General features: G+C 71.7%; 3 protein-coding genes. All 3 read left to right on the top strand.

The annotated features are described in order from the left end of the window. Positions 1-123: 123 nt before the first annotated feature. The 3 genes from RUH65_RS15680 to RUH65_RS15670 are packed head-to-tail and all read left to right on the top strand — an operon-like array spanning position 124 to position 2471. Positions 124-1314 carry a PLP-dependent transferase gene (locus RUH65_RS15680; protein ID WP_313818583.1) on the top strand — a complete coding sequence of 397 codons (1191 nt, stop codon included), beginning with the start codon at positions 124-126 and terminating at the stop codon, positions 1312-1314. A 4-nt stretch (positions 1315-1318) separates the two neighbouring features. After that, on the top strand, positions 1319-1660 hold the full coding sequence (locus RUH65_RS15675; RefSeq protein WP_313818582.1) for a DUF2516 family protein: 342 nt from the start codon (positions 1319-1321) through the stop codon (positions 1658-1660). 49 nt (positions 1661-1709) lie between these two features. Continuing rightward, positions 1710-2471, top strand: coding sequence for a phosphoglyceromutase (locus RUH65_RS15670; RefSeq protein ID WP_313818581.1), 762 nt, complete (start codon positions 1710-1712; stop codon positions 2469-2471). Positions 2472-2509 lie beyond the last annotated feature (38 nt).

Below are 2509 nucleotides of genomic sequence, written 5' to 3'. Positions count from 1 at the left end.
GCGAGGGGACGGATCCGGGGGAGGGGGAGGGCTGCTCGATCACCGGTCCAGCCTAACGGCCCGTGCCGTCACAACCGGCAACGATCCACAGTCCCAGGCCCTCACCCGACGTACGATTTCAGGATGCATCCCGAAACCCTGTTAGTCAGTGCCTCCCGTCCCGCCCGGGAGGTGGATGCCCCCGTCAACGAACCGGTGCACTTCACCTCCACGTTCGTCGGCTGGGAGCCGGACGCGGCGGGGCCTCGCCGGCTCTACGGGCGCATGTCCAATCCCACCTGGGACGGCCCGGAGGCGCTGTTGGCGGCCCTGGAGGGCGTGGAGGACCCCGCCGATCGGCCCGCGCTGCTGTTCTCCTCCGGCATGGCCGCCATCTCGGCCGCCCTGCACCTGGCCCCGAACGGTGGCCGCGTCGTGGCCCCACAGCACGCGTACCAGGGTGGACTGTCTCTGCTGGAGTCGCTGCGGCAGACCGGACGGCTGGCCGTGGAGCGGGTGGACATCACGGACGGCGAGGCCGTGATCCGAGCCGTGCGCGGCACGGGCGCCTCGGGTGCCACGGGCGATCCCGCCAGCATCCTCTGGCTCGAATCGCCCACCAACCCCATGCTGGAGGTGGCGGACCTCGCCGCACTCACCGAGGCCGCCCACGCGGCCGGCGCCCTCGTGGTGGTGGACAACACCTTCGCCACGCCCTTGGTGCAGCGGCCGCTCGAGCTGGGCGCCGACGTCGTGGTCCATTCGGTGACCAAGTACCTGGCCGGGCACTCGGACGTGGTGCTGGGCGCCGCCGTGACGGACGACGCCGGCCTGCACCGCCAGCTGCACGCCCACCGCACGCTGCACGGGGCGATCGCCGGTCCCATGGAGGCGTTCCTGGCGCTGCGCGGCATGCGCACCCTGGCCCTGCGCCTTGAGCGCTCGCAGGCCAACGCGGCCGAGCTGGCGCGGCGCCTCGACGCGGCCCGGCGGGAGGGCGCCTTGCCGCTGGCTGCCGTGACGTACCCGGGCCTGCCGGACCACCCACAGCACGCCCTGGCCGCGGCCCAGATGCAGGGCGGCTTCGGTGCCGTGCTCACCCTCGTGGTGGAGGGTGGGGCAGCAGCCGCCGATGCCGTGGTCCGGCACCTGCGCCACTGGGTCCCCGCCACGTCCCTGGGCGGCGTGGAGTCGCTGGTCGAACGCCGCCGGCGTTTCGACGGTGAACCGGCCACCGTTCCGGCCGGACTCCTGCGGCTGAGCGTGGGCATCGAACACGTGGACGACTTGTGGGAGGACCTGCAGGCCGGGATGCGGGCCGCGGCGGTAGGCTGACCCCATGTTTCCGTGGATTCTGGTCACGACCGTTGAGAACTGGCTCTACATCGCGCTGTCCCTGGTGGCGGTCGTGCTGGCCGTCTGGGCCTTCGGCGACTGCCTGACCCGTGGCAAGGACCAGTTCGAACGGGCCGGGCAGAAGACCAAGACCTTCTGGCTGATCCTCACCGGGGTGGCCGCCTTCGTGGGCGTGGTGTCCATGGCCGGCGCCGTGAACAGGCTAGGCGCCGGATTCAGCCTGTTCCAGATCGCCGCCCTCTGCGTGGCCGCCGTGTACCTGGCCGGGCCGCGCGGTGAGCTCAAACTCTTCGGCAGCGGCGGCTCGCGCCCCTACGGGTACTGACCCTCGTCGCACAGCGGGCCGGGAGGCCGCCTCCCGTTAGGATGTGGCCATGGCTGAGACACCCTACAAGCTCGTCCTGCTGCGGCACGGCCAGAGCGACTGGAATGAGAAGAACCTGTTCACCGGTTGGGTGGATGTGCCGCTGACCGCCAAAGGCCGCGAGGAGGCGGCCCGGGGCGGTGAACTGCTCGCCGCCGAGGGCCTGCTGCCGGACGTCCTGCACACCTCCGTGCTGAAGCGGGCCATCACCACCGCCAACCTGGCCCTCGAGTCCGCTGACCGGCAGTGGATCCCGGTCAAGCGGGACTGGCGCCTGAACGAGCGCCACTACGGCGCCCTGCAGGGCAAGGACAAGGCCCAGATCCGGGACGAGTTCGGCGAGGAACAGTTCATGACCTGGCGCCGCTCCTATGACACCCCGCCGCCCGCGCTGGACGACTCCTCGGAGTGGTCGCAGGCCGATGACCCTCGTTACGCCGGTCTGGGTGAGGGCCTGCCGCGCACCGAATGCCTCCAGGACGTCGTCACGCGACTGCTGCCGTACTGGGAGACCGAGATCGTGCCGGACCTGAAGGCCGGCAAGACCGTGCTGGTGGCCGCCCACGGCAACTCCCTGCGCGCCCTCGTCAAGCACCTGGACGGCATCTCGGATGAGGCGATCGCCGGCGTGAACATCCCCACCGGCATCCCGCTGTACTACGAACTGGACGAGCGCCTGAAGCCGGTCACCGCGAACGGCCGGTACCTGGACCCGGAGGCCGCGGCCGCCGGCGCCGCCGCGGTGGCCGCCCAGGGCACCGCCCGGCCATAGTCCGGCAGCTCCGCAGCACCCCACCACGACGCCGGGGG

It is taken from the genome of Citricoccus sp., from assembly GCF_032154715.1.
In the GTDB taxonomy this organism is placed as follows: domain Bacteria; phylum Actinomycetota; class Actinomycetes; order Actinomycetales; family Micrococcaceae; genus Citricoccus.
The sequence above is the reverse complement of the archived record's forward strand: the minus strand, read 5'-3'. Positions and strand labels throughout refer to the sequence as shown.

Coding starts and splice junctions, on each gene's coding strand:
- RUH65_RS15680 (WP_313818583.1), top strand. CDS start 124: ATGCATCCCGAAACCCTGTTAGTCAGTGCCTCCCGTCCCGCCCGGGAG.
- RUH65_RS15675 (WP_313818582.1), top strand. CDS start 1,319: ATGTTTCCGTGGATTCTGGTCACGACCGTTGAGAACTGGCTCTACATC.
- RUH65_RS15670 (WP_313818581.1), top strand. CDS start 1,710: ATGGCTGAGACACCCTACAAGCTCGTCCTGCTGCGGCACGGCCAGAGC.